The sequence below is a fragment of the Rhodococcus sp. MT28 genome (assembly GCF_058792695.1).
Genome location: NZ_JBXAFD010000014.1, coordinates 36,040 through 60,804 on the forward strand (window position 1 = coordinate 36,040; position 24,765 = coordinate 60,804).

Below are 24,765 nucleotides of genomic sequence, written 5' to 3' on the forward strand. Positions count from 1 at the left end.
GGGCGCCTACTCCGCGATGACAGCGTGCGGGTAGTCCGACGAGCGGTGCTGGAAACGTGTGATGGCGGGATTCACGATGACGCCGTCCCGGATTTCGATGGCCCGATCGACGGTCTCGTCTGCCTTCCAGGCCGTCTCTCCTGCCATCACAGTGGGCAGGTAGGGAAGAAGTGATTCGCTGATCTCCCACGACGCGGAGTTCCACAGGTACGACGGGCTGTGATCGACGCCGTAGTAAGTGATGTTGTCGCCGACGATGAAGGTCGGATCCGCGAACGAGGTGGGACGAGCCCAGCTGAACCCCATGCCTTCGTCGCACGAGACGTCGACGATGAGGCTTCCCGGTTGGAAGTCCATGAGATCTTCCTCGGTCAGGAACGTCAGTGGGGCGTCCGTGTTCTGCAGTACGCAGTTGACGACGATGTCGTGCTCGGCCAAGAAGCCGGGCACCGGCACGCTGTGGTTGTCGAGCATGACGTGGCTGCCACGGACGTCACCGTTGTTGTTGTCGAACGAGACCATGCGCGCCGAGTGGATGGGGGAGCTGACCGCGGTGACTCCACGCTGGGTGAGGACGTCCACTTCGTGGATACCGTGCGCCTTGAGTGCTGTGACCGCGCCGCGTGCAGTGGCTCCGAAACCGATCACGGCAGCGGTGAGACGCCGGCCGTAATCACCGGTGGAACCGATCAACTGCAGGGCGTGCAGTACCGAGCAATAACCGGCGAGCTCGTTGTTCTTGTGGAACACATGCAGATTGAACGATCCGTCGCTGTGCCAGAAGTTCATGGCCTCGAAGGCGATGAGAGTCAGTTTCTTGTCGATCGCGATCTGTGTCAGTTCGGTGTCCTGGACACAGTGCGGCCAGCCCCAGAGAACCTGACCTGACCGTAGTTCGGCGAGGTCACGCACCAACGGCTTCGGTAGCAGAACCACATCGGTTTCCGCCAAAATCTGCTTGCGCGTGCGGATTCCGGCAACGAGGCGCGAGAGGTAGTCGTCGGAGTAGCCGAAGGGGTGGCCGTAGCCTTCTTCGAGGTAGATCCGAGAACGTAGTTCGGCATCGATGCGATCGAAATGCGCAGGATGGATCGGCAACCGGCGTTCTGCCGGTTTGCTCGACTGTCCGATGACTCCAAGGGTGCGTGCGTTGTTCAATTGTGTATCTCTCGATAGGAGCAGGTAGAGATGTCAGGCAGGAGCCTGAGGGACTAGCAGAAGCCGCAGGAACGCTGGCAGATTGCCTCGGCCAGGACCGCGTGAAAGCGTGCTGGCTGCGCTGCTGTCGATCGCCGACGGCAACAGAAAGGCGCGTCGGTATGTGCTCAGTCTAGTCCGGAACGGCCCTCGCCCGGTGGCCGGGCGCTGTGTCGTGCTCCGCTGACGTGTGGCTACTGCTCGCGCAGGCGTGAATCCAGTACGGCCAGTTGGATTTTGCTGGCGTCCGCGTGCACCTGACGTCCTTTGTCGGTGACGTCGACGAAGACTCCGCGCCGGTCGGCCTCGCACAGTGCTCGCTGAACCAGTCCGGCCTTCTCGAGACGGGCCACGCTACGGGAGAGCGCGCTGGGACTCAGGTACATCTCCGAGGCAAGCTCCTGCATGCGTGGACGTTCGCACGTGGCGTCCATGAGTCGGTCGAGAGCCTCGAAGTCGCTCATGCTCAGCCCATGCGCCGACTGCATCTGGCGATCGAGTTCGCACGCGATGTCGTTGTAGCTGGTCGACAGCGAGCGCCAGGTGTTGCGCAATTCGGATTCCGACGTCACGACCGCATTCTAGTTGAAGACTCGATTACGTGCAATTGCATTAAATGCTTGTGCATTATGTGCATGTGCATCTATTCTCGCTGACGTGACTTGCACAGACTCGACACTCAAACCATTCGATTCGCCGGAAGCCCCGGTTTCTACGGAATCCTCGGATCCGGCCACAGGGGAGGGCTGGTCCCTCAAGCTGTGGGGCATCCTCGCGGTGCTCTGCCTCGTGTTGTTCCTCGACGGTCTCGATGTGTCGATGGTGGGCGTCGCGCTTCCGTCCATCGGCAATGAACTGGGCCTGTCCACTACCTCGCTGCAGTGGATCATCAACGGCTACGTCCTCGGATTCGGCGGCCTGTTGCTACTCGGTGGACGTACCGCCGATCTTCTCGGGCGCAGGAAGGTCTTCCTGATCGCACTGACCGTGTTCGCAATCGCCTCGCTGGTCGGTGGCCTTGTCGACAACGGAACACTGCTGATCGCATCACGATTCGTGAAGGGATTGGCTGCGGCCTTCACCGCTCCGACCGCAATGTCCATTCTCACCACGACGTTCAAGGAAGGTCCGGCCCGTAACCGTGCCCTGTCGGTGTTCTCCGTGTTCGGCGCCAGTGGTTACTCGTCCGGTCTGATCCTCGGTGGGCTGTTGACCAGTGCCGGTTGGCGATTCACGTTCCTGATGCCGGTTCCGTTTGCCGTCATCGCGCTGATCGGTGGGTACTTCCTCATTCCGCGGGACCGTCCCGCAGATACCGGGGGACACGATCTCGTCGGCGCCGTCACCCTGGTGACGGGAATGCTTCTCACGGTGTACACGATGGTTTCGGCTCCGACCCGTGGATGGGCACACCCGATGACGCTGGGTTCGTTCGCCGTCGCAGCCGTGCTTCTGGCGACGTTCTTCTTCGTGGAGAAGAAGGTGGCGCATCCGCTTGTGCGACTTGGGCTTCTGCGCGTCGGCACTATCGTTCGTGCGAATCTGGCCATCATCGCGCTCTTCGGTTCCTACCTGAGCTTCCAGTTCATGATGACGATCTTCCTGCAATCGGCCCTCGGCTGGTCGCCCCTGAAGATGGCGATGGCACTGCTGCCCGCGGGCATCATCGTCGCATTCGGATCGCCGTTCGTCGGACGGCTGGTCGACCTGTACGGCAGTGCCAAGCTCATCATCGCGGCACTGACCTCGCTCAGCGTCGGGTACCTCTGGTTCCTCTTCGCGGGCAGCGATTCACCGTCGTACGTCGTGGCGATTCTGCCGAGCGTCATCCTGCTCGGACTCGGATTCGCGCTGGGGTACACCTCGATCATGGCCCAGGCCACCTCGGGTGTCGACGACTCGGAGCAGGGTTTGGCGTCCGGGCTGGTGAACACCTCCGCTCAGGTCGGTGCGGCGCTCGTGCTCGCTCTGACCACTGCCCTCGTAACCGCTGGATCGCACACCGCGTCCGGCGCCGGTACCGCCGGATTCGAGCAGTTCCATCCCGGACTGATCCTGGTCACCGGGGTCGCGCTGGTGGGCTTGGCGATCACCGTCTCGCCGCTGGTACGTGGAAGGTCGCTGCGGGGAAGCTCCGCACGTGAAGGGCGCGCTGAGGAAGAAAAGGAATTGGCCGAGGTCAACTGAATACTCGCTTCATCCGCGAATGCGCTCGGCCGCGTAGGAGACAATCCTGCGCGGCCGAGTTGCTGTGTCTGAACTATCGGGTGGCAGATTTCAGGGCTGCGTCTTTCAGAGCAGCGTCTTTCAGTGCTACGTCGAAGCTCGTCGACGTAGCTTGCGAACCGAGAATCAAGGCAAGGCGCACCAACATGGCTTCGCGGTCGGACGGATCAGCCTGATCGAGTGCGTTCGACAGTGCCAACCAGACGTGCTCGCGATGGCCCTCGTCGTCGACCACCGCAGTTGTCGCCGACTGTGCCGTATCGAAGTGCGTCGGCGCAGTGCCGGCGGTGAGGTGCTTGGCCACGTCGTTCAATTGTGTGGGATCGCTGATGCGGCACAGCGCCAGTCCGTCGGGCCGAATCACGAAGATCTCGCCGACACGTGCGCCGAGGGCAGATGCGAGATTGCCTTCGGCATCGGGAACCGTGGAGTCGGTAGTTCCCACGGTGATCACGCGCACGGTTTCCGGTGCAAGGGCCTGAGCAAGGATTTCGGCTTGCGTGTTGAGTTCGGATACCAGCTCAGCTGACAGTCCGAAAGCCAGTAGGCCGAATCCAGTACCGCGCAGACTGTTCAAGGAGGTAGATGAACCGTCCGCCGAGACCTGGACGACTCTGTCTTCCAACGGATCGCCGGGTAGTACGCCCTCGGCGCCCGCAGCTGTGGGCCACGTCAGCGGCGAGAGCCGGGCGTGCGTCGCACTCGACTGGCGCGGGTTGATGAGGTGCGCGAATTCGCTTCGCTTGGTGGCGAGTTCGAGTACGGCATCGCGGGTGGTCCGGTAGCCGTGACTTCCCGGCGACATGATGAGCGTCGACTTGCCTGCGTTGTCGACGTTCTGCTGCCACGCGCTGCGACGTTCCTTCGAATACGCGTCGAGGATGGTGGAATCGGCAGCTCCGTTGATGACGGCGGCTAGTTGCCACACCAGGGTCTCGGCGTCTTCCATGCCCGAGTTCAGGCCGCGCACACCGAAGATCGGAACGAGATGCGCGGCGTCGCCGGCAAAAAGCACACGGCCGTGAGTGAAATCTTCCAGAGCGAGTGCGTGGGCGCGGTAGAAGCCGAACCATTCCAGGGTCCAGGGGATGTCGCTCTGGAGCCATTCGAGGTGACGCGTGATGCGGTCACGGATGCGATCTTCTTGCGTCTCCGCTTCCGGATCGTCCGAGGCGTCGAGCTGGTAGTCGATGCGCCAGATGTCCCGTGGTTGGCGATGCATGATGATCGTGGACCCCGGGTTGCTGGGTGCGTCGAACCACACCAGACGCTCGGCCGGGAGTTCCGATTCCCAATGAATGTCGGCAATGACGTAGTTGCCCTCGTAGCTGTTGCCCTGCAAGCGGATTCCGCTGAGTTCGCGCATCTTGCTGCGTCCACCATCGGCGGCAACGACCCACGCCGCGCGCAGTTCGCGGGTTCCGAACGCGGTGTCGACGGTCAGAGTCACCTCGTCGTCACCGACGGAGATGCCGGCGATCGACGACGACCAGTGGAAGTTCACCAGTGGGTGAGCGAGCAGCTTGTCGGTCATGATCTGCTCGAACTCGGATTGCGAGACGTTGACCATGGGTCCACGCGCGTCGTGCTCGGCGGATGCCATGCGGAACTGCAGTACTTCCTGATCGCGGTAGTAACTCCGACCACCCACCCACGGCAGAACGATGTCTTCGAGCTCGGCACCGAAGCCGAGGCGTTCGGCAACTTCGAGGCTGTGGCGTGACACGCAGATCGCGCGACTGCCGAACGAGACCTGATCGGCTGCTTCGAGAATCGTGACGGCAATGCCGCGCTGCGCCAAGCCCATGGCTACGCCCATGCCGACGGGGCCGGCTCCGACGATCACGACGGGAAGTGCGTCGGCCGAAGGCGCCAGGGAAGCGAAGTCCTCGGGTGCGTACTTCTTCGGATGAAAGTAGGTCGACATGGTCACGAGGCTTTCTGTGCGGCAGTGTTTTTCGGGATCAATTGAGGTTCCGGGAGCAGCAGGATGGAAACCAGGCTGATCACGGCAATGATCACGAAGTACACGGTGATGGCGAACGAGGTGTCGAAGGCGGCGTAGAGCGCGGTGGCGATCATCGGGGCCAGACCGCCGCCGAGGATTGCGCCGATCTGGTAGCCGAGTGACGCTCCGCTGTAGCGGATGTGTGCGGGAAACAATTCGGCGAACAGTGCCGCTTGTGGGCCGGCGCAGCAGCCGAGCGTGAAGCCGAGGGCGATCATCGATACGAGCATCACCGGAACGATCGCTGTGTCGATCAGCGGAAAGAACACCGCTGCCGCCACTACCAGGGTGATCGAACTGCGGATGTAGACGGTCCGGCGTCCGAGAGTGTCCGACTTGTGAGCGCTGAAAGCCATTCCCGCCATCCAGAACGGGCAGGATGCGATGAGAAGGAAGAGCATCGTGGTCTTGCTGAAGCCGAGTTCGGTCTCGCCGTACTTGAGGACGTAGACCATGTACGCGTACGCGATTCCGTTGGTGGCGATGAAGGTTCCACCGGCGAGGAGCACTGTCTTCCAGTGTCTGGTGAGAACCTCGAGAATCGGCATGGACTCCGCCGGTGCTTCGGACTTCGACGCGGTGAACTCGTCACTTTCCTCGAGGCCGAGTCGGATCCACATCGCGACGCCCACCAGAACTGCGCTGAGCAGGAACGGGATTCGCCATCCCCAGGAGTTGAATGCATCGTCGTCCATGAAGGCGGCGAGGGGGAGATAGACGAGATTGGCCACCAGTACGCCTGCGGGAACACCGATTTGTGGTGCGCTGCCGTACAGCCCCTTCCTGCCCTCCGGTGCGTTTTCGGTGGCGACCAGAACTGCGCCGCCCCACTCGCCGCCGACACCGAGTCCCTGAACGAATCGCAAGGTCACCAGGAGTATGGGGGCAAAGACGCCGATAGCGGCGTAGTTGGGTAGCAGCCCGATGGCAACGGTGGCGCAGCCCATCAGCATCAACGAGGTGACCAACATGGATTTGCGTCCGATGCGGTCGCCGAAGTGGCCCATCACGATTCCGCCGATGGGACGCGCGACGAATCCGACGGCGAGGGTGGCGAAGGCGGCGAGGGTGCCGGCCAGATCGGACGTGCCGGGGAAGAACTGCTTGCCGAGTACGAGCGCGGCGGCGGTGCCGTAGATGAAGAAGTCGTACCACTCGATGGCGGTGCCGACAAAGCTGCCGAGGGCGGCCTTACGCGCCTTGACCGTCGCGGCGGCGCGCGTTGCGGTCGGTGAGGCGATGGAGGTCATGAAGTGCCTTTCGAGATGAATGTGGCTTGAAGAAACAATGACGTGCGCCACAACAATTGAAAAGCGAAAGAATTGGAGGTTCTTGCACGGAAAATGCGTGGAACCAGCTCCGCTGCCTGGTAGCGGGACTATTGGGCAGGTTTTGAGGGTGAAACGAATTCTATGAAAGCGCGTGCGACGCGGCTGAGGCGAGTGTTCTGGTGCCAAGCGAGAACTACGTGCACCGACGGCACGGCGGGGGAAGCGATGGTCTTGACGACCACCTCGAGCCCCTCGTACGTGACGTCGATCTTGGGCCGCTGGAGTAGCAGCGTCCAGCCGAGGCCACGGCCGACAAATGCCCTCGCCGTCTCGAAGTTCGCAGTTCTGTAGGCAACCTTCGGGGCGAATCCGCCTGCGCGACAGACGTCGAGCGCGTGTTTGGTGCTCGGCGGCGCGTCGAGGAGAACCATCGGGTGTTCCGCGAGGTCCGGAAGATGGATCGGTCGCTCGGACCGCGCGAGTGGGTGTTCTGCACCCAGGACGATCAAGGGTTCGCGGATGGCCAACGGAACTGTGCGCAATTGTGGAGACAGGTCCAGGTCGTAAGCGATTGCGAGGTCCAACTCGCCGTTCTCGAGATGTGTCTGGAGCCGATTCTGAGTGTCCTCGCGGAACTCCACCTGCGCGTCAGGATTCTCACGGGTGAACCCGGCGATCATCGACGGCAATACCGTCGGCCCCAGAGCGGGATAACAGCCGATCGCGATGGGCCCCGACACGCTTCCGCCGGTTCCGAGCGCATCGGATTCGAGTTCCCCGGCTTGCTGAAGTAGCGCACGGGCGCGCACCAGAACGGATTCGCCGGTGCGGGTCAGTTGAATGCCGAATGAGCGACGGCGAACGCACAGTTGAACTTTGAGCGCGCGTTCGAGTTCGGTGAGCGCCGCGGACAGGGCGGAAGGAGAGAGGTGCAGGCGCTCGGCCGCGGCACTGATCGTTCCGGTCTCGGCTACCGCGACAAACGCAGCAAGCTGACGCATCGTGTACGTGGGAGCAGGATCGATGCGAGGCATGAGATCGACAGTAGTCGGGTAGATTGCCCTGAATATTTTGGTGTGGCACCGTGAAGAGGTCGACGATCAATCGCTGACCTGCGTCTTCGTGGTGCCCCCGGCAGGATTCGAACCTGCGACCTTTCGCTCCGGAGGCGAACGCTCTATCCCCTGAGCTACGGGGGCGCACCGAATACTCGGTGTGCCGATTGGGCTGCGTTAGCGTAGCGCATCACGGGGGGACAAGACCAAACCGGCACCCGTCTCGGCATGGCGTCGTCGCGGGAGGTAGTCGAGGATGCGGCCGGGGACCATGGTCGTCGAATCATCTGTACCGACTGACTCGGATGCTTTTTACGCCTAGGCTCGGCTCTGAGCACAGGCTCGGGCGGACTGCTCGGGCACCCTCGTGAGGTACGGGAGTCGTTGATGACCGATCACCACTATTCCGAAGACCAGCTCGCGCTCGACCTGAAGTGGTGGGCAGCGGCCAACTACCTGACCGTCGCGCAGATCTATCTGAAGGACAACACGCTTCTGCGGGAACCGTTGCGTGCCGAGCACATCAAGCCCCGACTGCTCGGGCACTGGGGGACCAGCCCCGGCTTGTCGATGATCTACACGCTCCTCAATCGGCACATCGTCGCCACCGGCGCAGACTGGCTTTACGTGACCGGTCCCGGGCACGGCGGTCCGGCGCTGGTCGCGTCGACGTATCTCGAGGGAACGTACTCGGAGATCTATCCGGAAGTCTCGGACGACGCCGAGGGCATCCACCGGATGTGTCGGCGATTCTCCGCTCCCGGCGGAGTGCCCAGCCATGTGAGTGTGCAGACACCCGGAAGCATCCACGAAGGCGGCGAGCTCGGCTACGCCCTTGCCCATGCGGCCGGCGCTGCCTTCGATCATCCGAACCTCGTGGTGGCCTGTGTGATCGGCGACGGCGAAGCGGAGACCGGGCCGTTGTCCGGTTCGTGGAAGCTCCCGGCGTTCCTGAATCCACGACGCGACGGCGCGGTGCTGCCGATCCTGCACGTGAACGGTGCCAAGATCGCCGGGCCGACGGTCTACGGACGCAGCAGCGACGAAGACATCCAGGCCTATCTTGGTGGACAGGGGTGGGCGCCGATCGTCGTCTCCGGTGACGACCCCGACGCGGTGTTTCCTCAGCTGTATCAAGCGATCTCGCAGGCGCACGAGAAGATCCGCGAGATGCAGGGTGCCGCACGCCGCGGAGAGGAGTGGACGGGTTCGTGGCCGGCAATCGTGTTGCGGACGCCGAAAGGATGGACCGGTCCACACACCGTCGACGGAATCTTGGTCGAGGGCACACATCGTGCGCACCAGGTGCCGTTGTCCGGCGTGCGAAGCAACGAATCACATCTGCGGCAACTCGAAGAGTGGATGCGGTCGTACCGTCCGGACGAGTTGTTCGACGCCAACGGATCACTCGTCGCGGAACTGGCGGCGCTGTCGCCGACGGGGGACAAGCGCATGGGGAGCACTCCCTACGCGAACGGTGGACGACTTCGCGTCGATCTCCCGATGCCGCCGCTCGAAAAGTACGCGCTTCCCATCCAATCCCCGGGTTCGACCTTCCACGAGACGACGCGAGTGCTCGGCGAGCTTCTGCGCGACATCTACGCCGCCACGGAAACCGAGGACAGCGGCGGGATCTTCCGACTCTTCTGTCCGGACGAGACGTCGAGCAATCGCCTCGGCGCCGTATTCGAGACAACCGATCGCTGCTGGCAACTGCCGATCACCGACTACGACGACGGGCTGTCCGCGGACGGTCGTGTCATGGAGGTCCTCAGCGAGCACCTCTGCGAGGGATGGCTCGAGGGCTATCTGCTGTCGGGCCGACACGGGATGTTCGCGAGCTACGAAGCATTTGCGATGGTGAGCGTGTCGATGCTCATCCAGCACGCCAAGTGGCTCCAACATGCCGTCGACCTGCCGTGGCGGGCGTCCGTCGCTTCGCTCAACGTGCTGTTGACCAGTACGTGCTGGCGCAACGATCACAACGGATTCAGTCATCAGGGCCCCGGCATGATCGACGCCGTTATTCCCTTGGCACCCAGTGTGATCCGCGTGTGGCTGCCACCGGATTCCAACACCTTGCTCTCGATCTCGGACCACTGCCTGCGTAGTACCGACCACGTCAACCTGATAGTCGTGGACAAGCAACCGCACCTGCAGTACCTCACGCTCGAGCAAGCGCACGAGCACTGCGCGGCGGGCGCTTCGGTCTGGGAATGGGCCGGAACTGAGGCTCGCGGACAGGAACCGGACGTGGTCCTGGCCGCCGCGGGAGATGTGCCGACGCAGGAGATCCTGGCTGCTGCACAGTTGCTGCGCGATCACACACCCGAACTGATCACCCGCGTCGTCAACGTCGTCGATCTGATGGCGTTGCTGACCCCCACCGAGCATCCCCACGGATTCGGGGAGCGGGTTTTCCTCGATCTGTTCACCGCGCAGACCGACGTCGTGTTCGCATTCCACGGATACTCGCGTGCCGTGCACGAACTGATTCACGGGCGTCCGAGTCCCGAGCGCTTCCACGTTCGCGGATTCAGTGAACAGGGAACAACCACAACTCCGTTCGACATGGTTGTCCTCAACAAGATGAGCCGCTACCACCTGGTGATCGAGGCGCTACGACGCTCCAAGCGTCGGCCGGCCGGGGCGTCCGAGTTGGCGGAGTTCTGCCGCACACAGCTCGAAAAGCACTCGCGTTACATCGTCGAGCACCTCGAAGACATGCCGGAAGTAGAAAACTGGACCTGGTCCTGAAATTCAGGACCAGGCCCAGTTGGGTCTGAACAATTTCGGCTCAGTGCAGTGCAGCTCAGTTCATGGGCAGTGGCACTGCGCCGCGAGCTGCCAACATATCGGTCATCAGCTTGGACTCGCTCTGCTGCGTGTTGACCATCGTCTGCGCCAGGCTGCGCACCGGCCCCTCGGTGGCGTCGGCTGCTGCGTACTCCATCATCGGAAGCCCACCTTCGTGGTGACGAAGCATCAGCTGCAGGAACAAAGTGTCGAGTTGCAGACCTTCCGCTGCGCGGAGAGCCGCAAGGTCCTCGGGGGACGCCATGCCGGGCATCGTGTCGACCGGCCCGGAATGACTCATGTCCATCGTGGCCGAAGTCCCGTGCGATCCATGGCCGGAGCCCGAATCGGACGACATCCACTCCATGTACGGGCCCACCTTGGACAGCGGCTGATCCCACATAGTCAGCCACGCCTGCATCTGACCGAGCTGGTTCTGCTGCGTGGTCAAGATGTCGAACGCCAGCGTGCGTACGTCGTTGTCGGTGGACTTCGTCAGGGCGATGGACGCCATGTCGACGGCCTGGCTGTGATGCACGCTCATGTCCTGCGCGAAGCCCACGTCCACCGAATCCGAAGCCGGAACGGTCAGTGACGACTTCGCATCGGGTCCGAGGAGGTTGGTCAGTGCGCCGAGCGCAAAACCGACGGCGATCGCGCCGATCAGACCGATGATCAGCAGTGCGGTGCGCTGACTCGGCTTCGAAGACTGATCGGTGTTCGTCGAACTATCCACCGGCGGGAATCTGTTCGTCGGTGGCCGGGGTAGCGCCCGTGCCGTCCATCTGGATGGCGTCGGCGCCCGGAGGTGTCGGATCGAACGGCGACGTCGACGGAGTGAACAGCGGGTTGGTGCAGCTCGCGCCGACCTCGGGGTAGACGTTCGGGTTCTGGTTCAGCGCAGTGATGAACTGATCGATGCGATCGTCGTCGGCCTTGTCGATCTCGAGGCGATGGCCCCACGACTGCAGAGAAATGGGGCTGCTCTGACCGGGGTACGGCGACATCAGCATGTAGGACTTGCCGTTCACGCGTCCGGCGAGACTGTCGATCTGGTCCTGGTCGACGAGATCGGGGTTGTACGTGATCCAGATGGCGCCGTGCTCGAGCGAGTGGACGGCGTTCTCGGTGCGAATCGGGTCGGCGTACACGGTTCCGGTGCAGTTAGCCCAGGTGGCGTCGTGCGGGCCACCGAACGGCGGGGTCTGGTCGTACGCCACGCGCTGAGTGGAATCGACGTGCTGGCCGGCCGGGTACTCGATCTTGAGGACGCCGTCGATCTTGTCCGACGGATCCTTGTTCTCCGAGCTGTACTTGTACGGCTCGAGGGCCTGCCGCTCCTCGACCTTGGGCCACAGATTGATACCGAGCACGGCGATGAGTGCGAGCACAGCCACACCGGCGCCGATCGACAGCCAGGGGATCTGGCGGGGAGCGGGGACGCCGCCCTTGCCCTTCTTGGCCGGCCGACTGTTCTTGTTGGCGGCCTTGATGGCCTTGGCTGATTTGGCCCCGGAGTTCTTGTTGGGACCGCGACTATCGGAACCGCTTGGCATCGATTGGGCTCTTTCGGTGTGTGGGCTTGAGGTGTGGCGCGCCCGCGCATGAAGGTACGCGGTGGTAGCTCGGGCATTACCACTGTACTTTCCGAGTCTGAGGGCAAACTTTGAGAGTGGCGTGCGACACGCCACAGCGGCCCCGCGCACGTTCACGGAGAGCGAGGCGTGAGGCGAGTCTCCACTTCCGGTGTGCAGGCAATAGGATGAATACCTGTGACTCCAGCTGACCTTGCCGAACTGCTCCGCGGAACCGCAGCGAGCGTCCTTGCCGATCGTGGCCTCGACGTATCCGTGCTACCCGAAACCCTCACCGTCGAGCGACCACGCAACCCCGAGCACGGCGATTACGCCACCAACATTGCCATGCAGGTAGCCAAGAAGGTCGGCACGAATCCCCGCGAGCTGGCGGGCTGGATCGCCGAAGCCCTCACCGCTGCCGACGGAATCGAATCCGCCGAGATCGCCGGGCCCGGCTTCCTCAACATTCGGTTGGACAAGGACGCCCAGGGCGCGATCGTCGTGTCGGTTCTCGAAGCCGGTGCGTCGTACGGCTCGGGTGACTCCCTCGCCGGCAAGAAGATCAACCTCGAATTCGTCTCCGCCAACCCCACCGGACCGATTCACCTCGGTGGAACCCGTTGGGCCGCAGTCGGAGACGCGCTCGGACGCATTCTGTCCGCGCAGGGTGGTTTGGTAACACGTGAGTACTACTTCAACGATCACGGTGCCCAGATCGACCGCTTCTCGCGTTCGCTGATCGCTGCAGCGAAGGGTGAACCTGCTCCCGAAGACGGTTACGCCGGTGCATACATCGCCGACATCGCCGCCTCGGTTCTGAAGCAGCGTCCCGACGTCATGGATCTGCCTGCCGACGAGCAGCAGGAAACCTTCCGCGCCATCGGCGTCGAATTGATGTTCACGCACATCAAGCAGACCCTGCACGACTTCGGCGTCGACTTCGACGTCTACTTCCACGAGAACTCGCTCTTCGAATCCGGTGCGGTCGAGAAGGCCGTCGAATCCCTCAAGGATTCGGGCAACCTCTTCCACGAAGACGGTGCGTGGTGGCTCAAGAGCACCGACTACGGCGACGACAAGGACCGCGTCGTCATCAAGAGCGATGGCAACGCCGCCTACATCGCCGGTGACATCGCCTACTTCCAGAACAAGCGCGCCCGTGGGTTCGACCTCTGTATCTACATGCTCGGCGCCGACCATCACGGTTACATCGGCCGTCTCAAGGCTGCCGCTGCCGCATTCGGCGACGATCCGGACACCGTCGAGGTGCTGATCGGCCAGATGGTCAACCTCGTCAAGGACGGCACTGCCGTCAAGATGAGCAAGCGTGCAGGCACCGTCATCACCCTCGACGACCTGGTCGAGGCAATCGGCGTCGACGCCTCGCGTTACGTCATGATCCGCTCGTCGGTCGACTCGAGCATCGACATCGACCTCGACCTGTGGACCAAGACCAGCAGCGAGAACCCCGTCTACTACGTGCAGTACGCGCACGCACGCCTCTCGGCGATCGCTCGCAACGCCGCAGACCTCGGTCTGTCCGCCGACGCGAGCAACCTCGCCCTGCTCACCGTCGAGCAGGAGGGTGACCTCATCCGCACGATCGGCGAGTATCCACGCGTCGTGTCGAGCGCTGCGAATCTGCGTGAGCCGCACCGTATTGCCCGCTACCTCGAAGAACTCGCGGGTGCGTACCACCGCTTCTACGGCGCGTGCCGCATCCTTCCGCAAGGCGACGAAGACGCCACCGACGTGCACCGCGCGCGTCTGGCTCTCTGCGCCGCCACCCGACAGGTCCTGGCCAACGGTCTCGAACTGCTCGGCGTCACCGCACCGGAGCAAATGTGAACGCGCACCCCGCCGGCCCCAAGCACGCCGAGCAGTTGCAGGCCCCCGGCTTGCCCGACCGTCCGACCAGCCCCGAAGCCTTCGGCGAACTCTCACCGCAGGTGTGGCCGCGCAACGCTTCTCGTGGCGACGACGGTGAAGTGACCCTCGCGGGTGTCAAGGTCGGTGAACTTGCCGAGAAGTACGGCACCCCGCTGTTCGTCATCGACGAGGACGACTTCCGCTCGCGCTGCCGTGACATGGCCCGCGCCTTCGGCCCGGATGCCAAGGTGCACTACGCATCCAAGGCATTTCTCTGTGGCGAGATCGCACGCTGGGTCGCCGACGAAGGCCTCTCGCTCGACGTCTGCTCCGGCGGCGAACTGGCGATCGCGTTGCACGCGGACTTCCCGGCCGAGCGAATTGCCATGCACGGCAACAACAAGTCAGTCGCCGAACTGGCCGCTGGTGTCGCCGCGGGCGTCGGACACGTCGTGCTCGACTCGTCGATCGAGATCGACCGACTCGATCGTGTCGCCGGTGAGGCCGGTGTCGTTCAGGACGTGTTGATCCGACTGACCGTCGGCGTCGAAGCGCATACCCACGAATTCATCTCCACCGCACACGAGGACCAGAAGTTCGGTTTCTCGCTGGCCGGGGGAGCGGCGATCGACGCAGTCCGTCGCGTCTTCGCTGCCGACAACTTGCGCCTGGTCGGCCTGCACAGCCACATCGGTTCGCAGATCTTCGACGTCGACGGTTTCGAGGTGGCAGCGCACCGCGTGATCGGTTTGCTCCGCGACGTCGTCACCGAGTTCGGCGTCGAGAAGACCAAGCAGATTTCGATCATCGACCTCGGCGGCGGAATGGGGATCTCGTACATCCCCTCCGACGACCCGCCGCCCGTCGACGAACTGGCAGCAAAGCTCGGCCACATCGTGCGCAACGAGTCCGCACTGGCCGGATTGCCGGAGCCGACGCTTGCCGTCGAACCCGGCCGCGCCATCGCCGGACCTGGCACGGTGACGCTCTACGAGGTCGGCACCATCAAGGACGTCACGGTGGGTAGCTCGCTGACACGCCGCTACATCAGCGTCGACGGCGGGATGAGCGACAACATCCGCACGTCCCTCTACGGTGCGGAGTACGAAGCCAAGTTGGTTTCGCGAACTTCCGAGGCTGATCCCGTCGTTGCACGTATCGTCGGTAAGCACTGCGAGTCCGGTGACGTGGTCATTCGGGACACCTGGATGCCCGAGGACGTCGGGCCCGGTGATTTACTAGCGGTAGCAGCGACCGGTGCATACTGCTATTCGATGTCGAGCAGGTACAACCTGCTCACCCGCCCAGCCGTGGTGGCGGTGCGTGACGGAGTCTCACGCGTGATTCTGCGGAGGGAAACAGTGGAAGATCTGCTCAGCTTGGAGGTATCGCAGTGACGAGCGAATCGGCGCATCGCGCTATCGGTGTGGCCGTTCTCGGCCTCGGCAACGTCGGGAGCGAGGTCGTCCGGATCATTCGTGAGCAGGCCGAGGAACTCGAAGCTCGCGTCGGCGCCCCGTTGGAACTGCGGGGGGTTGCCGTCCGCCGTATCGGCTCGGACCGCGGAATTCCCGAGGAACTGCAGACGACGGACGCCGAGTCCCTGGTCGGTCGTGACGACGTCGACATCGTGGTCGAGGTGATCGGCGGAATCGAGCTCCCTCGCAAGCTGATTCTCTCTTCGCTCAACTCCGGCAAGTCGGTCGTGACCGCCAACAAGGCGCTGCTCGCGGACCACACCGGTGAATTGGCGGAGGCTGCAGAGGCCAACTCTGTCGACCTGTACTTCGAGGCCGCTGTTGCCGGCGCGATCCCCGTGATCCGCCCGCTCACACAGTCGTTAGCCGGAGACCGTGTCAACAAGGTCGCCGGAATCGTGAACGGCACCACCAACTTCATCCTCTCCGCGATGGACGAGACCGGCGCCGACTACGAAGAGACCCTCGCCGAAGCCGGACGCCTCGGATACGCGGAAGCCGACCCGACCGCGGACGTCGAAGGCTACGACGCCGCGGCGAAGGCAGCGATCCTCGCGTCGATCGCGTTCCACACCCGCGTCACTGCCGCGGACGTGTACCGCGAAGGAATCTCCACGATCACCTCCGCCGACCTGGCGTCGGCGAAGGCACTCGACTGCACGATCAAGTTGCTCTCGATCTGCGAGCGCATCGTCACGCCCAAGGGCAAGGAGCGGATTTCCGCTCGCGTGTACCCGGCGCTGGTTCCGCTCAGCCATCCGCTGGCCTCGGTCAACGGCGCGTTCAACGCCGTTGTCGTGGAAGCAGAGAACGCCGGCCGGCTCATGTTCTACGGCCAGGGCGCAGGCGGCGCCCCGACCGCTTCCGCGGTGATGGGTGACCTGGTGATGGCTGCGCGCAACAAGGTTCACGGCGGCCGCGGCCCCCGCGAGTCCAAGTACGCCAAGCTCAAGGTCGCCCCGATGGGCGACATCCTCACGCGCTACTACGTGAACATGGAGGTCGCGGACAAGGAAGGTGTGCTGTCCGCAGTCGCCGCCGAGTTCGCCAAGCACGGCGTGAGCATCTCCGTAGTCCGCCAGGAGGGCGCCGGCGCCGGCGCGCGTCTGGTGGTCGTCACTCATGTAGCAACCGACGCGGCTCTCTCCGAGACCGTGGCGGCCCTCAACGAACTCGAATTCGTCACCGCTGTGACCAGCGTGCTGCGACTGGAAGGCACTGAACAATGACCGGCATCGTCAACCCCGTCCACAAGGCATGGCCGGGTCTCATCGAGGCATACCGGGACCGTCTCGCGATCGGTGACAACTGGAAGACCGTCACCCTGCGCGAAGGCGGCACCCCGCTCCTGCCGGCCGGCCACCTCTCCGAGATCACCGGCTGCGACGTCTACCTCAAGGTCGAGGGCCTCAACCCCACCGGTTCCTTCAAGGACCGCGGCATGACGATGGCCGTCACCGACGCCTTGGCCCGTGGCCAGCGCGCAGTTCTGTGCGCGTCCACCGGCAACACCTCCGCCTCGGCCGCTGCGTATGCAGCCAAGGCCGGCATGACCTGCGCCGTGCTCATCCCGCAGGGCAAGATCGCCATGGGCAAGCTTGCGCAGGCAGTCATGCACGGCGCCAAGATCATTCAGGTCCAGGGCAACTTCGACGACTGCCTCGAGCTGGCGCGCAAGACCACGGCCGAATTCCCCACCATCGGTCTCGTCAACTCGGTCAACCCGGTGCGCATCGAAGGCCAGAAGACCGCGGCATTCGAGATCATGGACGTCCTCGGCAAGGCTCCCGACGTGCACGCACTCCCGGTCGGAAACGCCGGTAACATCACCGCGTACTGGCGCGGATACTCCGAGTACTACGCGGACGGTCTGACCACGGTGAAGCCCCGCATGCTCGGCGTCCAGGCAGCCGGAGCGGCTCCGCTGGTCAACGGTGCTCCCGTCAAGGATCCCGAAACCATCGCCACCGCAATCCGAATCGGTTCTCCCGCTTCCTGGAACGGCGCTGTCGCCGCGAAGGAAGAGTCGAACGGTGCATTCCGTGCCGCCACCGACGAGAAGATCCTCGAGGCTTACCGTCTGATCGCCGCCACCGAGGGCGTCTTCGTCGAACCGGCGTCGGCAGCCAGCGTCGCCGGCCTGCTCGCCGCACGTGCAGAGGGCTGGCTCGAGCCGGGCCTGACCGTCGTGTGCACGGTGACCGGTAACGGTCTCAAGGATCCTGACACGGCTTTGAAGGGTATGCCGAACGTCGAGCCGATCGGTGTCGATCCCGTTGCCGTCGCGGCTGCCCTCGAGCTTGCATAGTGTCCGTGGATTCATCGACCACTCCGCGGAATCCGGTGTCTGACATGACTATAACCCTGCCTATCGGCCTTTCGGTGACTGCTCGCGTCCCGGCCTCGAGTGCAAACTTGGGGCCGGGGTTCGACACCCTCGGTCTGGCGTTGGGGTTGTACGACGAAATCGTGGTCACCACAACGGATTCAGGCCTTCAGATTCGCGTCGAAGGTGAAGGCGCTGCCGACGTGCCCTGGGGTCCTTCGCATCTCGTGGTCCGCGCCATCGAGCGTGGTCTCGAGGCGGCCGGAGTGTGGGCCAGTGGCCTGGACGTGTTGTGCCGCAACGCGATTCCACATTCGCGCGGGTTGGGATCCTCGGCTTCCGCGGCTGTCGGTGGATTGGCAGCAGCCAACGGTCTGGCGCGCGCTCTCGATGCCGAGATCGGCTTGACGGAAGAGCAGTTGGTTCAACTCTCGTCCGAGTTCGAAGGTCACCCGGACAACGCGTCTGCCAGTGTTCTCGGTGGCGCAGTCGTCTCGTGGAGTTGCCCACCGGCTGTCGAAGGTGACGAGCCGATCTACTCCGCGGCCAAACTCGACGTCCATCCCGACATCCGTGCTGTGGCACTGGTTCCCGAGGAGCGGTCGTCCACCGCACACACTCGCGGGCTCCTGCCCGAATTGGTTCCGCACCAGGATGCCTCGTTCAACGCGAGCCGCAGCGCGCTCGCCGTCGTTGCGCTCACTGCTCGGCCCGATCTGTTGATGGCGGCCACCGAGGATCGCCTGCATCAGGCACAGCGCGCACCCGCGCTTCCGCTCACGACGCGATGGATCGGGATCCTGCGCGAGGCGGGTATTGCTGCGACCGTTTCGGGAGCCGGCCCCACCGTGTTGGCGCTCAGCACAGAACCTTTCCCCGCCGAACTCGCGGAAGCGGCGCGGGCAGACGGACTACGTGTCCTCGAATTGGACATCGCCGACGGCGTCGAAGTATCCACGACGACGGTCTGATCCCTGCCTTGGTCCTGGTGATCGCCCACTACCGATCGGTAGTGAACTGACACACCCAGTCGTCCAAATTCTTGCCGGACTCAGGTTTGGGCGCTATCCTGGGCTATGTCCGTACATCGTGCGCGTCAGTCGCCGGTGCATCACCAGGGGGCAAAACTCCTTCCCAATCGGGGTCCACAGTCCTTGGCATGATTCTCGCAGGCATGATCCTCACGCTTGTACCTTCTCCGAAGGTTTGAATCCTCCGCGGATCGAACACTCAGAGGTTCCATCACTCTGGGGTTCAACACACGGGGGAGTGAATCGTCGACGAAGGCGCGTTGGGCAGGTTTGCGAGCGCATGAAAAGTTTGAGGCGAGAGTTTCCGACAATCATGTGACGGCGGACAAGCCGGCAGTTCTGGACAGCAACCACGTACGGCACCACCGAGTTCGGTATTCAGTCGAACTGCGGGACGAACCCTCGACTTTGCGCAGTGCGAGTGAGGGAAGGAAAGGACCTCCGTGACCGATACGGACCTCATCGCCACTTCTGCACCCGCCGGGTCGGAATCAGGCGACAATTCTCAGGCGTCATCTTCAGCATCGAACGGTGCGGTGGCGACCTCCACGAAGCGTGCCGAAACGCGCCGTGGTGCCGGACTCTCCGGCATGGTGCTCACCGAACTCCGCACTCTTGCGGGTGAACTGGGCATCAAAGGCACTTCCGGCATGCGCAAGGGTGACCTGATCGCAGCCATCAAGGAGCGCCAGGGCGGCAGCGCGAAGGCTGCACCCGCACAGAGTGAACTCACTCTCGACGACGCACCCGTTGCGCGCACTCGTGCCAAGAGCACTCGCGCCGCACGCACCGAAACCCCCGCAGCCGAAACAGCTCCGGCAGCCGAGTCGGCTCCTGCCGAGGCCGCGCCTGCGCGTACGGAATCCGCCGAGGATTCCGATCAGAGCGCACCCCGTCGCGGACGTCAGCGTCGTGGCGCCGCTCGTCGTGCAGGTTCACCCGACCAGGGTGAACTGAGCATCGAGCAGGAAGCTCCTTCGGCGAAGTCCGACGCGGACACCGCGAAGGCCGCCGATTCTTCGAAGGTCGCCGAGACCGCCAAGGCCGAGGCTCCGGCCGAGCGTCCTGCGCGCACCGAGGGCAAGTCCGACGCTGATCAGGCTCCTGCCGAGCAGGGCAACGAGCGTCCCCGCCGCGAGCGAAACCGGGACAACCAGGGCCAGCGGGACAACCAGGGCCAGCGCGAGAACCAGGGCAACCGGGGTAACCAGGATCGCCAGGACCGTCAGGATCGCGGCAATCAGAACAACGCCGGCCAGAACAACGCCGGTCCTCGCACGGACAACCGCAACAACGGGCCGGACGACGACGAAGAGGGTGGACGCGGACGCCGCGGACGCCGTTTCCGCGAGCGCCGTGGCCGTGGTCGCGATCGCGGTGAGGGTGGCGCACCCAACGATTCACGCGAGACCGAGATTCGTGAGGACGACGTCCTGCAGCCGGTCGCCGGCATCCTCGACGTCCTCGACAATTACGCCTTCGTGCGTACGTCCGGGTACCTCGCCGGCCCCAACGACGTCTACGTCTCCATGAACCTGATCCGCAAGAACGGCCTTCGCCGTGGCGACGCCATCACCGGTGCCGTCCGCGTCTCGCGTGACGGTGAGCAGGGTAGCCAGCGTCAGAAGTTCAACCCGCTGGTCCGTATCGACACGGTCAACGGCGGCGACGTCGAGGCCGCGAAGAAGCGCCCCGAGTTCAACAAGCTCACGCCGCTGTACCCGAACCAGCGTCTGCGCCTCGAGACCGAGCAGCACATTCTCACCACGCGTGTCATCGACCTGGTGATGCCCATCGGTAAGGGCCAGCGCGCCCTCATCGTGAGCCCGCCCAAGGCCGGTAAGACCAGCGTGTTGCAGGCGATCGCGAATGCCGTCGCCACCAACAATCCTGAGTGCTACCTGATGGTCATCCTCGTGGACGAGCGTCCCGAGGAAGTAACCGACATGCAGCGCAGCGTGAAGGGTGAGGTCATTTCCTCCACCTTCGACCGCCCGCCGGGAGATCACACCGCAGTTGCCGAGCTGGCAATCGAGCGTGCGAAGCGCCTGGTCGAGATGGGTAAGGACGTCGTCGTACTGCTCGACTCCATCACGCGTCTGGGTCGTGCGTACAACAACTCCTCGCCGGCGTCGGGACGCATCCTCTCCGGTGGTGTCGACTCGACGGCGCTCTACCCGCCGAAGCGTTTCCTCGGTGCTGCCCGCAACATCGAGAACGGTGGATCGCTCACCATCATCGCTACCGCAATGGTCGAGACCGGATCCACCGGCGACACCGTGATCTTCGAAGAGTTCAAGGGCACCGGCAACGCCGAGCTCAAGCTCGATCGCAAGATCGCCGAACGCCGCGTGTTCCCGGCCGTGGACGTCAACCCGTCCAGCACGCGTAAGGACGAGTTGCTCCTGAGCCCGGACGAAGCTGCGGTGCTGCACAAGCTCCGTCGCGTCCTGTCCGGTCTGGACTCGCATCAGGCCATCGATCTGCTGATCGATCGACTGAAGAAGAGCAAGAACAACCTCGAGTTCCTGATGCAGGTCTCCAAGACCGCACCGGGTGCGATCGACGACTGATCGATTCGACGTCAAAAGGCCCACAACCAGCTGGTTGTGGGCCTTTTGCGTGGGCGGAACAAAACCGAGCGACAGTGCGTTGACAACTTCGTACAGCCACCCCGAGGCGTGCGAGACGCGGATTATCCGGTGAGGTACCGCATCTGGCATACTGAACGGCCGAGTCCGGTTCCGGTTCACGATGTCGATTGGCGACGTCGACCCGGCGACCATTGAAAGGGACACCATGAAGGCAGGAATCCACCCAACCTACGTAGCGACCACCGTCGTCTGCGGTTGCGGTAACACGTTCGAGACCCACAGCACCAAGGAGTCCGGACGCATCAACGTCGAGGTTTGCTCGCAGTGCCACCCGTTCTACACGGGCAAGCAGAAGATTCTCGACACCGGTGGACGCGTCGCTCGCTTCGAGGCTCGCTACGGCAAGCGCGCAGACAGCAAGGTCCCGGCCACCGAGTCCTAGCTGTTCCGCCGACGCCCGATCTGCCATGCGCAGATCGGGCGTCGGCTTTTTTGTGCCTGCACTCGGTTTGCGCGTTTCCCGGGTCCCGGCGTCGAAATACCTTCAAGCGCGCACCGTAGGAATCGAAACTCAGAGCGGAGCGAACCATGGCAGGCGCAACCCAGCCCTCGGCCATCGACGACATCTTGGCGGAGCACGCCGGTCTCGAAGCACAGATGTCCGATCCGGCGCTGCACAACGACCCTGCCGCTGCCAGGCGCGTCGGTAAGCGGTTCTCCGAGCTCTCGCCGATCATGTCGACGTACAACAAGCTCACCGCTGCGCAGGACGATCTGGAAGCCGCGCGCGAACTAGCCGCCGACGATTCCAGCTTCGCCGCCGAGATCCCCGATCTCGAAGCCGAGGTCGCGCAGCTCGAGCAGACGCTTACCGATCAGTTGGCGCCGCGTGATCCGCATGACGGCGACGACATCGTCCTCGAAGTGAAGTCCGGTGAGGGCGGCGAAGAATCCGCGCTCTTCGCCTCGGACCTGGCCCGCATGTACGTCCGCTACGCGGAACGGCATGGCTGGCGCGTCGAGATTCTCGACGCGACGGTCTCCGATCTCGGCGGATACAAGGAAGCCACGCTGTCGATCAAGAGCAAGTCGGACACCCCGGACGGAGTGTGGGCGCGGCTGAAGTTCGAGGGCGGCGTTCACCGCGTCCAGCGAGTGCCCGTCACCGAATCCCAGGGACGCGTTCACACTTCGGCTGCCGGCGTTCTGGTCTACCCGGAGCCCGAAGAGGTCGAGCAGGTCCAGATCGACGAAAGTGACCTGCGTATCGACGTCTACCGTTCGTCCGGCAAGGGCGGTCAGGGCGTCAACACGACCGACTCTGCTGTCCGAATCACGCACCTTCCGACCGGCATCGTCGTCACCTGCCAGAACGAGCGTTCGCAGCTCCAGAACAAGGCGCGCGCCATGCAGGTCCTTGCAGCCCGTTTGCAGGTAGTCGCCGAGGAAGCCGCGGACGCTGAAGCGTCGGCAGGTCGCCAGAGTCAGGTTCGGACGGTGGACCGTTCGGAGCGCATCCGCACCTACAACTTCCCCGAGAACCGCATCACCGATCACCGCATCGGATTCAAGTCGCACAACCTCGACGCGGTGCTCGACGGTGAGCTCGACGCACTTCTCGATGCATTGGGCAAGGCGGACCGAGAGGCGCGTCTCGCGGCCGAGTAGATGCAGACCATGACTGACCTCCATCCCGCCGGGAACTCGGTGAACCGCGTGTCGGTCGAGCGTGGCAGGCTGTACCCGTGAGTCGACTTCCACTTCGTTTGGCGCTGATCGAAGCTGCAAAACAGCTCGACGCCGCAGGTGTGCCCAGCCCACGCACCGACGCCGAGTTGTTGGCATCCCACCTGCTCGGGGTCGAACGCACGCGTCTCGGACTGATTCCGTTGGTCGATCCCGAGGTCATCGCGGCGTTCGACGAGTTGGTTGCCCAACGGGTGAAGCGGATTCCGTTGCAGCACATCATCGGAGTCGCGTCGATGGGCAACATCGACGTCGCTGTCGGGCCGGGTGTCTTCATTCCGCGGCCGGAAACCGAACTGCTCATGGGTTGGGCACTCTCGTTCCTCGAAGGTTGCGGAAGCAAGCCGCCGGTAGTTCTGGACCTGTGTACGGGATCGGGTGTACTCGCGCTGTCCATCGCCGAGGCCCGTCCGGACGCCGTCGTTCACGCCGTGGAGAAGGAGCCCGCCGCCCTGGCGTGGGCGCGTCGTAATGCTGCCGACCGCGAGGCCGCCGGTGATACACCGATCCATCTGCATCAGGGTGATGTCACCGATCGGAACCTGTTGCCAGGGCTCGAGGGCGGCGTCGATCTGGTCGTGTCCAATCCGCCGTACATCCCGGAAGGCGCGCAATTGCAGCCTGAGGTCATGGATTACGACCCGCACACCGCGTTGTTCGGTGGCGTCGACGGTCTGTCCGTCATCAAACCCATGATCAGCAACATCGCACGGTGGCTTCGAATCGGCGGCGCGGCAGGCATCGAGCACGACGACACCAACGGGGACGGCGTCGCTGCGCTGTTCTCGGCGCGCCGGGTATTCGGCGAGGTCGCGCAGCATCCAGATCTTGCCGGTCGTCCGCGATTCGTCGTCGCCAGACGTGTCGCCACCGACGTCGAAGCACAGCGGAATCGAACGCCCGAAGCGCAGAGTGAAAGGATGGCTGAGTGAGCACCGTGTACGACTGCAGTCAGACAGATTCCCGAACCGCAGGCTTGGCCGCCGCGAAGAACGCGCTCAAGGCCGGCCGACTCGTAGTTCTCCCTACCGACACCCTTTACGGACTCGCCGCCGACGCGTTCGACAGCGAAGCTGTCACGAGTCTTTTGCGCGCCAAGGGACGCGGGCGAGACATGCCCGTCCCGGTTCTGGTCGGATCGTGGAACACCATCGACGGGCTCGTCTACAGCGTGCGCCCGCAGGCACGGGATCTGATCCGCGCATTCTGGCCCGGCGGACTGAGCCTGGTCGTCGAGCAGGCGCCTTCACTTGCCTGGGACCTCGGTGATACCCGCGGAACCGTCATGCTCCGCATGCCCTTGCATCCAGTTGCCCTCGAACTGTTGCGCGATGTCGGACCGCTTGCCGTCTCGAGCGCCAACATTTCGGGGCGTCCGCCGGCAACTACCGTCGAGGAAGCCCGAGATCAGCTCGGCGGATCTGCCAGCGTGTATCTCGACGGGGGCAAGGCCGAACACGCCGTTGCTTCCACGATCGTCGACCTGACCGGCAATTCACCGCGTATCTTGCGAGTGGGTGCCGTCTCGGCAGAATCCATCGCCGAGGTATTGGGCACCAGTCCGGAAAGTCTCGTAGAGGGAGTTTCGTAA

General features: G+C 63.7%; 19 protein-coding genes and 1 tRNA gene. 12 read left to right on the plus strand and 8 right to left on the minus strand.

Annotation, left to right across the window (positions count from 1 at the left end; genetic code table 11):
• Nucleotides 1-6: 6 nt before the first annotated feature.
• A complete protein-coding gene (locus AC1Q6C_RS29605) occupies nt 7-1,158 on the minus strand; it encodes a N(5)-(carboxyethyl)ornithine synthase (RefSeq protein WP_007726175.1) in 1,152 nt (383 codons plus the stop codon).
• Between the two features lie 233 nt (nt 1,159-1,391).
• Nucleotides 1,392-1,769, minus strand: coding sequence for a MarR family winged helix-turn-helix transcriptional regulator (locus tag AC1Q6C_RS29610; protein WP_003941367.1), 378 nt, complete (start codon nt 1,767-1,769; stop codon nt 1,392-1,394).
• Between the two features lie 85 nt (nt 1,770-1,854).
• Between AC1Q6C_RS29610 and AC1Q6C_RS29615 the strand changes: the two genes are divergently transcribed.
• On the plus strand, nt 1,855-3,384 hold the full coding sequence (locus AC1Q6C_RS29615; RefSeq protein ID WP_042445539.1) for an MFS transporter: 1,530 nt from the start codon (nt 1,855-1,857) through the stop codon (nt 3,382-3,384).
• A gap of 73 nt (nt 3,385-3,457) precedes the next feature.
• Here the strand turns inward: AC1Q6C_RS29615 and AC1Q6C_RS29620 are convergent, their stop codons facing one another.
• The 4 genes from AC1Q6C_RS29620 to AC1Q6C_RS29635 all read right to left on the minus strand — a co-directional run bounded on the left by AC1Q6C_RS29620 (nt 3,458) and on the right by AC1Q6C_RS29635 (nt 7,901).
• Nucleotides 3,458-5,350 carry an FAD-dependent monooxygenase gene (locus AC1Q6C_RS29620; protein ID WP_492666952.1) on the minus strand — a complete coding sequence of 631 codons (1,893 nt, stop codon included), beginning with the start codon at nt 5,348-5,350 and terminating at the stop codon, nt 3,458-3,460.
• 2 nt (nt 5,351-5,352) lie between these two features.
• Nucleotides 5,353-6,681 carry an MFS transporter gene (locus AC1Q6C_RS29625; RefSeq protein WP_075833726.1) on the minus strand — a complete coding sequence of 443 codons (1,329 nt, stop codon included), beginning with the start codon at nt 6,679-6,681 and terminating at the stop codon, nt 5,353-5,355.
• Nucleotides 6,682-6,809: 128 nt separating this feature from the next.
• Nucleotides 6,810-7,736 carry a LysR substrate-binding domain-containing protein gene (locus AC1Q6C_RS29630; protein WP_230358834.1) on the minus strand — a complete coding sequence of 309 codons (927 nt, stop codon included), beginning with the start codon at nt 7,734-7,736 and terminating at the stop codon, nt 6,810-6,812.
• 89 nt (nt 7,737-7,825) lie between these two features.
• Nucleotides 7,826-7,901 (minus strand) — tRNA-Arg (locus AC1Q6C_RS29635).
• 243 nt (nt 7,902-8,144) lie between these two features.
• Here AC1Q6C_RS29635 and AC1Q6C_RS29640 point away from each other — a divergent pair.
• A complete protein-coding gene (locus tag AC1Q6C_RS29640; protein ID WP_030537329.1) occupies nt 8,145-10,514 on the plus strand; it encodes a phosphoketolase family protein in 2,370 nt (789 codons plus the stop codon).
• 55 nt (nt 10,515-10,569) lie between these two features.
• On the opposite strand, the gene AC1Q6C_RS29645 is transcribed toward AC1Q6C_RS29640, so the two are convergent.
• On the minus strand, nt 10,570-11,289 hold the full coding sequence (locus AC1Q6C_RS29645; RefSeq protein ID WP_030537330.1) for a DUF305 domain-containing protein: 720 nt from the start codon (nt 11,287-11,289) through the stop codon (nt 10,570-10,572).
• Nucleotides 11,282-12,109: a thioredoxin-like domain-containing protein gene (locus tag AC1Q6C_RS29650; protein ID WP_003941378.1), complete on the minus strand. Its 828-nt coding sequence runs from the start codon at nt 12,107-12,109 to the stop codon at nt 11,282-11,284. Before AC1Q6C_RS29650 ends, AC1Q6C_RS29645 begins: the two co-directional genes overlap by 8 nt.
• 216 nt (nt 12,110-12,325) lie before the next feature.
• On the opposite strand from AC1Q6C_RS29650, the gene argS reads away from it, so the two are divergent.
• The 10 genes from argS (at nt 12,326) to AC1Q6C_RS29700 (ending at nt 24,765) form a co-directional block, all read left to right on the plus strand.
• A complete protein-coding gene (gene argS / locus AC1Q6C_RS29655; protein ID WP_208690473.1) occupies nt 12,326-13,978 on the plus strand; it encodes an arginine--tRNA ligase in 1,653 nt (550 codons plus the stop codon).
• Nucleotides 13,975-15,396, plus strand: a complete 1,422-nt coding sequence (lysA, locus tag AC1Q6C_RS29660; protein ID WP_003941384.1) for a diaminopimelate decarboxylase — start codon at nt 13,975-13,977, stop codon at nt 15,394-15,396. The genes argS and lysA overlap by 4 nt, the downstream gene beginning before the upstream one ends.
• Nucleotides 15,393-16,706, plus strand: coding sequence for a homoserine dehydrogenase (locus AC1Q6C_RS29665; RefSeq protein ID WP_007726192.1), 1,314 nt, complete (start codon nt 15,393-15,395; stop codon nt 16,704-16,706). The genes lysA and AC1Q6C_RS29665 overlap by 4 nt, the downstream gene beginning before the upstream one ends.
• Nucleotides 16,703-17,785 (plus strand): threonine synthase, encoded by a 1,083-nt coding sequence (gene thrC / locus AC1Q6C_RS29670; RefSeq protein WP_003941280.1) that lies wholly within the window; start codon nt 16,703-16,705, stop codon nt 17,783-17,785. Before AC1Q6C_RS29665 ends, thrC begins: the two co-directional genes overlap by 4 nt.
• Before the next feature lie 44 nt (nt 17,786-17,829).
• The gene (gene thrB, locus AC1Q6C_RS29675; RefSeq protein WP_054827473.1) at nt 17,830-18,774 is read left to right on the plus strand and encodes a homoserine kinase; all 945 of its coding nucleotides are present in this window, start codon (nt 17,830-17,832) and stop codon (nt 18,772-18,774) included.
• Nucleotides 18,775-19,277: 503 nt separating this feature from the next.
• Nucleotides 19,278-21,407, plus strand: coding sequence for a transcription termination factor Rho (rho, locus tag AC1Q6C_RS29680; protein WP_058227676.1), 2,130 nt, complete (start codon nt 19,278-19,280; stop codon nt 21,405-21,407).
• A 226-nt stretch (nt 21,408-21,633) separates the two neighbouring features.
• Entirely contained in the window at nt 21,634-21,870 is a 237-nt protein-coding gene (rpmE, locus tag AC1Q6C_RS29685) for a 50S ribosomal protein L31 (protein WP_003941310.1), read from the plus strand.
• 146 nt (nt 21,871-22,016) lie between these two features.
• Nucleotides 22,017-23,096, plus strand: a complete 1,080-nt coding sequence (gene prfA / locus AC1Q6C_RS29690; RefSeq protein ID WP_003941341.1) for a peptide chain release factor 1 — start codon at nt 22,017-22,019, stop codon at nt 23,094-23,096.
• A gap of 77 nt (nt 23,097-23,173) precedes the next feature.
• Nucleotides 23,174-24,106 (plus strand): peptide chain release factor N(5)-glutamine methyltransferase, encoded by a 933-nt coding sequence (gene prmC, locus AC1Q6C_RS29695; protein ID WP_054186744.1) that lies wholly within the window; start codon nt 23,174-23,176, stop codon nt 24,104-24,106.
• On the plus strand, nt 24,103-24,765 hold the full coding sequence (locus tag AC1Q6C_RS29700; RefSeq protein ID WP_003941345.1) for an L-threonylcarbamoyladenylate synthase: 663 nt from the start codon (nt 24,103-24,105) through the stop codon (nt 24,763-24,765). The genes prmC and AC1Q6C_RS29700 overlap by 4 nt, the downstream gene beginning before the upstream one ends.